Below are 7,491 nucleotides of genomic sequence, written 5' to 3'. Positions count from 1 at the left end.
GTGCGTCGCCGCGTGCGGGCCGGGGCCGCTTCGTCTGACACGGGCATCACCGGCTCGGCCGCAACCACTGCAGCTTCGACCGGCTCGGTGGCCTTGGCCTTGGTCGTGCGACGACGACGCGTCGGCTTGGGTGCTTCCTCCGCCGGATCGGCGACAGTAGCTTCCGGCTCCGCATCCACGACAGGGGTCGACTCAGCCACCGGTTCCTCGGCAGCAACCGGGGCCGTGCGACGCGTCCGGCGTCGACCCGGCTTGCGCGGCGCATCCTCTTCGGCAACGGAAGCCTCGGCCACGACTGCCGCCGGCACGGTCACTGGACGCTCCGTCAACGGCGCGTCCATCGCCACCGGCGCCCGGACACTGTCCTGCGTCGAGCGTGAAACGGGCGCCCCGACCGGGTCGACCGGCAGACGCTCGCTGCGTTCGATCACGTCGAAGATGTCGAATTCGCCGCCGAACGGGTTTGCGGGCGTCGGGCCACGCCACGCGGGCCGTTCCGCCGGACGATTCTGCGGCCGAGCCTCGCTGCGCTGCACCGGCCTCTCGGCCGCTGGCACCTGAGCCTCGTCGGCCTGATCGGTCTGGCCACCACGAGACCGTCGGCGGCTGCGCGTGCGGCGACGACCGGGCATCAGCTCACCCGGTGCGCTTTCGGCAGGCGCCGCGGCGACCGGCGTCGCCGACACCACGTCATCGTCGCTCTCGGCATCGTCCTCGTCGGAGTCAGCGGCCTGATCCGCAACGCCACCCTGGCCCGCTGCCATCGCCTCGTCCTCTTGACGACCGCCACGACGACGGCGGCGACGACGACGCTTGCGGCGCGGTTCATCCTCGCCGTCTTCGCTGGTCGGCGCCGGGATGATGGTGCTGCCTTCGGCCAGAGCCGACTCGGGTGGCTGATCCGCGGCGATCGGGATTTCACGCACCACGCCGGGCGCTTCGATCACAGGGGCGGAGAGGTCATGCCTCGGCTCAGCCTCCTGCCGCTCCGTCTGCGGACGCACGCGCTCGATACGGAACTGCGGCGGCAGGATGCTGTCGTCAGCCACGAACACGCTGAGCATATGATGGCGACGCTCGATCTCCGACAGCCACGCGCGCTTGTGGTTGAGGATATACAGCGCAATCGCACCGGCCACGTTGACCGTGATCTCGGCGGCCTTGCCCCGGCTGCCCTCTTCGTCGATGGCGCGCAGGACGTGCAGCGCCGCACTCTCGGTGCCGCGAATGACGCCCGTTCCCTGGCAGTGCGGGCAGGTGGTGAAGACCGATTCGGCGATCGATGGGCGCAGCCGCTGGCGCGACATTTCCAGAAGGCCGAAATGCGAGATCGAACCGACCTGGATGCGCGCACGGTCCGACCGCAGCGCGTCCTTCAGACGCCGCTCGACCATCGCGTTATGCTTGCGGCTTTCCATGTCGATGAAATCGATCACGATCAGGCCCGACAGATCGCGCAGACGCAGCTGGCGCGCGACCTCGTCCGCCGCCTCGAGGTTGGTCCGCAGTGCGGTTTCCTCGATATTGCGCTCACGCGTAGAGCGGCCGGAGTTCACGTCGATCGAGACCAGCGCTTCCGTCTGGTTGATCACCAGATACCCGCCCGACCGCAGTTGCGCGGTCGGCAGGAACATCGCGTCGAGATGCCCTTCAACCTGATAATGGGCAAACAGGCTCTGGCCGCTTGCCTTCCACGCATGCACCTTGTGCGCGCTCTGCGGCATCAGCATACGCATGAAATCGCGCGTGCTTTTCCACGCCGTCTCGCCATCGACGACGATTTCCTCGATGTCGCGGGTATAGACGTCACGGATCGCGCGCTTGATCAGGCTTGCCTCTTCATAGACCAGCGCCGGGGCGACGGACTGAAGGGTCAGTTCGCGGATGTCATCCCACAGATGCAGAAGATACTCGCAATCACGGATGATCTCCTGCTGCGGGCGCTGCGCCCCGGCGGTGCGGACGATCATCGACATGCCGCGCGGCAGTTCGAGGGACGCGATCGTATCACGCAGACGCTTGCGGTCCGAGACGGAGGTGATCTTGCGCGACACACCGCCGCCACGCAGGGCGTTGGGCATCAGCACGCAATAACGACCGGCCAGCGAGATGTAGGTGGTCAGCGCCGCACCCTTGTTGCCGCGCTCTTCCTTGACCACCTGGACCAGGATCACCTGACGGCGCCGGATGACCTCCTGGATCTTGTAATTGCGCAGGAAGCGCGCCGTGCGACGCTGGGCCGCGCCGTCATCGCCGGTGTCGTGCTCGCCGCCGACCGTCTCCGGCGCGTGACGATGGCCCGCACCGTCCTCATCCGGATCGGCATCGGCGGCGACGCTCCCGCCCTCATCAGCGGTCGCGACGTCGTCGGCCTCGTCCTCACGCGCGGCGCGAGCTTCCTCGGCGCGGACTTCCTCTTCCTGAAGCGCGAGCAGCTTTTCGCGGTCAGCGATGGGGATCTGGTAATAGTCGGGATGGATCTCGCTGAAGGCCAGGAAGCCGTGGCGATTGCCGCCATATTCCACGAAAGCGGCCTGGAGGCTCGGCTCTACGCGGATAACCTTCGCGAGATAGATATTGCCCTTGAGCTGTTTCTTGGCCGAGGTTTCGACGTCGTAATCTTCGAGTCGGTTACCATCCATCACGACGACGCGGGTTTCTTCCGCGTGCGTCGTGTCGATCAGCATACGCTTGGTCATAAAGAGGAGAACTCCGGTCGACCGTTCCGGCGCGGTCGCGTCCGGGGGCGCTCGCCCTCCGGCCGCGCAGCGGGTGCGAAACGGCAAAAAAGAAAGAAAGAGACGGATCCCCGGCCAGACCGGGCGTACGGGACACAGGGGCTTCGCACCACGATCGTGGTGCACTCCCTGTCGTCATTCCGGTTGCGCCATTGGTCTGCACGCCTGTCGTCGGTCCCGCTTACACATCGGTTGTACAAGGATGGCATCGGAACCACGGGCCCGGTTTCATCCGCGTTCACGCCACCCATCCTCGGGCGGGGAAACCACCGTCAGGACGCCGGGGAACGCCATATCCAGCAGGCAGCCCCACAACGCAGGGCAGCTACAGAGGGAACGGCACCTTCCGGTCGGAAGCAGCGCTGCGCTCGTCAGTTCGTGCGGGAGGCCACCGACAGAGTGGTGTCTGGCTGGCATCGACCGTCGGACCGACGTCACGCATTGCGAGCATGAACGAAATACGCCCGCCCCGCAAGACATCCTTTCCGCACACCAACGGAAAAACTGGCCAAAATCGTGAAAACTGATAGGGTTGCCCCCGATTGCTCACACCAGACGCACCTCCAGGAACGGAACACGTTGATGAACGACCGCCCGTCCTCTGCCCAGACCCCGCCAGAGGCGGACACGCCGTCCCGCCGGACCGTCCTGCGACTGGCGACGCAGGCGGGACTGTGGGCGGCGACGCCCCAGATCGCACAGGCGGCAACGCCCCACGCACCAAAGCATATGGCGACAAAGCATATGGCGACGAAGGCCCCGGTCGCCTCCCCCGCCATCATCGGCCGCGCGACGCCCTCCCTGCCGCTTGTCATGCTCGACCCCGGCCATGGCGGCAAGGATCCCGGGGCCATCGGCGTCAGCGGCACCTACGAGAAACACATCGCCGAGGCCGCGGCGACCGAACTTGCGCGACAGTTGCACGCCAGCGGACGTTACCGCGTCGCCATGACCCGGTCCGACGACCGCTTCATCCCCCTCGACGGTCGTGTCGAGATCGCCCAGGGCCATCGCGCGGCCCTGTTCGTGTCCATGCACGCCGACGCCCTGCACGACCGCAGCGTCCGCGGTGCCAGCGTCTATACCCTGTCCGGCAACGCATCGGACGCGCAGACGGCGGCCCTGGCCCAGACCGAGAACAGTGCCGATCGCTTCGCCGGCCCTCGCGTGCACGCCGCCTCGCCCGAGGTGCAGCAGATCCTCGCCAGCCTCGTGACCGAAGAGACACGGCGCGGATCGGCCCTCATGGCCAACAGCGTGGTGAACGCCTTCGGGCCCCGGATCGGCCTGCTGACCCATCCCTCGCGCCACGCGGCTTTCGTGGTGCTCAAATCAGCCGAAATCCCCTCCGTTCTGGTCGAAATGGGCTTCATGTCCAACGCAATGGACGAGGCCGCGCTGCGCCAGGCCGGCCATCGCATGATGGTCGCCGGTGCCATGCGTACCGCCATCGACCGCTATTTCACGTCCGGCCCAGGCTTTACCGCGCTCGCAGGCTGAGGCCCGATGCGCCTGGGCGTCCGCCACACAGTCCCGATCATCAAACCGGCGCCGCAGCGTTCCCGGCGATCGTTGTCGACCGATCCGACTGCCTCCGTATAGGCCGGCATCGCAGTTTATCCCGGCCGACATCCCCGTAACCGGCCTTCCATGCCGAACCCGGCCATCGGGCCGCTGCCGACGGACTGACAGCCGATCGGCCAACGCGACGCCTCACAGATAAAGGTTTGACGGACCGCGCTCCAGAACGCGCACCGGATCGCCGAGGCGGATACACCCCAGCGTCTCGGCGACCGCGTTCTGGCCGAACATCACGCCCTTTCGTCCCTTGCGGAAGGTGGCAAGCGTGCGCAGCGGCTCACGCGGGTCGGACCGCTGCCCTGTCGTCTGGTCGACGGTGGTGACCACGCACCGCGAGCATGGCTTGACCACACGCAACACAGCCGGCCCGATCGCAACGCGGCGCCACGCGTCCTCGTCCCAAGCCTCCAGCCCTTCGATCACGATATTGGCGCGAAAGCGGCTCATGGGGGTTAGGGCACCGATCCGGGCCTCAAGATCGCGGGCCGATGCCATGTTGGCCAGCAGCACCGGAAACCCATCGGCCAGCGAGACCGGCGTATCCGCCGGCGCGAACGCCGGGTCGGCCTGGCGCGAACCCGCATCAAACTGATGGGCCAGCAGACACGCAACACCCAGCCGCGCCGACAGCCACGCGGCCGCCTCCGCCCCGGCACGCCGACACACAACACGGTCACGCCAGATTTTCACCGGCAACCGGGGCGCGTCGGGGCCCGGGCGGTCGACCGCGATGGTCGCGCCGCCACAGCTCAGCCGCAGCCCTCCCTTCGTGACGCAGGCGCCGATCGTGGCCATCTCCGGATGATCGCGCTGGGTAAGGAAGCGACCGTCCGGCGTGCAGACGACCCACTGCCGGTCATCGGCCAGCCCGCGCGGCTCCACCGCCACGCTCTCACACTCGACAGCGGCCAGGGACTTGACGGGATAGACATGCAACGAGGCGACCCATGCCGTGGCGCGCGGGGCAAATGTGACCGGCACGGCGGTTCTCCAGCAAAAGGGTGCATCAGCGTAACACGGATCGGTCGGGCGCAGACACGCGGTTTGCGGTTGCATTCGCCCCCCTGATCTGTATGGTGCCGGCCATGGACTCCACTCGGCACGCCCGGATCGACGCAGCAGGCGCTTTCGCGCCCACGTCGACGCGCGCGCTGCTTCTTCCGCTCCTTACGCTGCGACTTATCGGCCCCTGAGCGTTGAACGCCGGCCTTCGCGCCAGCTCGCCCAGGGGATGAAAGCGGGTCTTGACCCGTGCAGACGACAGCGGGGCACCCTGTGCCCCGACAGGACACAGAAGACCGACCAACCGAGGCCATCATGACCATCCATCACCCCTCCTTCGGCCAGATCGACGACTCACGCGTCATCCTGTTCGACACCACCCTGCGCGACGGCGAACAGTCGCCCGGCTTTTCCATGAACCTCGCCGAAAAGCTGCGCATGGCCGAGGCGCTGGCCGATCTGGGCGTCGATGTGATCGAGGCCGGCTTCCCGGTCGCCTCCCGCGGGGACTTCGAAAGCGTCCACCAGATCGCGCAGCATGTGCGCGGCGCCGTCATCTGCGCCCTGGCACGTTCGGGCGGCAAGAACGACATCGCCAGCGCCGGCGAGGCGATCCGCCCGGCCGAGCGTGGCCGGATCCACAACTTCATCTCCACCTCTCCGCTGCACATGAAATACAAGCTGCGGATGGAGCCCGAGACGGTTCTGGAACTGATCACAGCCGGCAACACGTCGGCGCGCAACTTCACGGACGACGTCGAGTGGTCGGCCGAGGACGGCTCCCGCACCGAGCCGGACTTCCTGTGCCGCTGCGTCGAGGCCGCTATCAAGGCGGGCGCGACCACGATCAATATCCCCGACACCGTGGGCTATGCCACGCCAGAGGATATGGAGCGGATTTTCTCCATGCTGCGCGACCGCGTCCCGGGCGCGGATGGCGTCATCTTCTCGGCCCACAACCACAACGATCTGGGACTGGCCGTCGCCAACACGCTGGCGTCGGTGCGCGGGGGTGCCCGCCAGATCGAATGCACGATCAACGGGATCGGCGAACGCGCGGGCAACGCGGCGCTGGAAGAGATCGTCATGGCGCTGCGGACGCGTCAGGACGCGATGCCGTTCAAGACGCGCGTGCACTCCGAGCGCCTGTTGAAGGTGTCGCGCATGCTGTCGACCATCACCGGCTTCGACGTACAGCCTAACAAGGCCATCGTCGGCCGCAACGCGTTCGCGCATGAAAGCGGCATCCACCAGGACGGCGTACTGAAGAACGCCGCGACCTACGAGATCATGACACCCGAAAGCGTGGGCTGGTCGCGGTCGTCGCTGGTGCTGGGCAAGCATTCCGGCCGCGCCGCGTTCCGCGACAAGCTGGCCACGCTGGGCTATGGCGATCTGGGCGACAATCAGGTCAACGACGCGTTCGCCCGCTTCAAGGACCTCGCGGACCACAAGAAGGTCGTCTACGACGAGGACATCGTCGCTCTGGTCGATGACGAGGTCCGCGATCATGCCCGCATCCGTTTCCAGTCGATCGAACTGACCGCCGGATCACGCCGCCCGGCCCGGGCGGAGCTGACGCTGGAGGTCGACGGTGAAGACAGGACCGCGTCCGTCACCGGCAATGGCCCGGTCGACGCCGCTTTCACGGCGATCCGGGCGATCTTTCCGCACGAGGCGACCCTGTCGCTGTATTCCGTCGGTGCGATCACCGAAGGATCCGACGCGCAGGCCCGCACTACGGTCCGTCTGGAAGAAGGTGGCAAGATGGTGGACGGACAGGGCGCCGACGCCGATACCGTGGTGTCCGCCGTACGCGCCTATGTTCACGCGCTGAACAAGCTTCTGGTCAAGCGCACCCGCGCGGAGCCAGAGGACCTGGCCACCGACGTCGCCTGACCGGACAAGAAAAGGGGCAGATCCGCTGCCCCTTTTCCCGTAGCCTTTTGCCTGTCGCTCAATAACCGCCGTAATAGCCGCCACCACCACCGTAGCCGTAACCGCCGGACCGCGGAGGCGGGTAGCTCGGCTGGGCATAGCCCTGCGGCGGGTAATACCCCCCCGCCGGATAGGATGCGGGCGGCGGAGGCGGATAATTCGCGGGCGGCGGATAGGCACCCGGCGGCGGATAGGGGCGGTTGGGCGTCGTGGCCGCGCCCGTGGCCGCGCC

General features: G+C 67.1%; 4 protein-coding genes and 1 pseudogene. 2 read left to right on the top strand and 3 right to left on the bottom strand.

All coding sequences use genetic code 11. The annotated features are described in order from the left end of the window. The coding region (locus tag HUK82_RS12865; RefSeq protein ID WP_176614344.1) for an Rne/Rng family ribonuclease at positions 1-2,699 on the bottom strand (2,699 nt) is incomplete at its 3' end. Between the two features lie 768 nt (positions 2,700-3,467). On the opposite strand from HUK82_RS12865, the gene HUK82_RS12860 reads away from it, so the two are divergent. After that, the gene (locus HUK82_RS12860) at positions 3,468-4,238 is read left to right on the top strand and encodes an N-acetylmuramoyl-L-alanine amidase family protein (protein WP_246495614.1); all 771 of its coding nucleotides are present in this window, start codon (positions 3,468-3,470) and stop codon (positions 4,236-4,238) included. Positions 4,239-4,451: 213 nt separating this feature from the next. Here the strand turns inward: HUK82_RS12860 and HUK82_RS12855 are convergent, their stop codons facing one another. After that, positions 4,452-5,300 carry an MOSC domain-containing protein gene (locus HUK82_RS12855; RefSeq protein WP_264802054.1) on the bottom strand — a complete coding sequence of 283 codons (849 nt, stop codon included), beginning with the start codon at positions 5,298-5,300 and terminating at the stop codon, positions 4,452-4,454. 336 nt (positions 5,301-5,636) lie between these two features. Between HUK82_RS12855 and HUK82_RS12850 the strand changes: the two genes are divergently transcribed. Then, complete coding sequence (locus HUK82_RS12850) at positions 5,637-7,220, top strand: 2-isopropylmalate synthase (RefSeq protein WP_176614341.1); 1,584 nt, start codon at positions 5,637-5,639, stop codon at positions 7,218-7,220. Positions 7,221-7,278: 58 nt separating this feature from the next. Here the strand turns inward: HUK82_RS12850 and HUK82_RS12845 are convergent. Next, positions 7,279-7,491: pseudogene (locus tag HUK82_RS12845) on the bottom strand (hypothetical protein); the annotation flags it as partial.

Source organism: Ameyamaea chiangmaiensis, assembly GCF_013376175.1.
Classification (GTDB): domain Bacteria; phylum Pseudomonadota; class Alphaproteobacteria; order Acetobacterales; family Acetobacteraceae; genus Ameyamaea; species Ameyamaea chiangmaiensis.
Note: the sequence above shows the minus strand (reverse complement) of the source record. Positions and strands in the feature narration are given on the sequence as shown.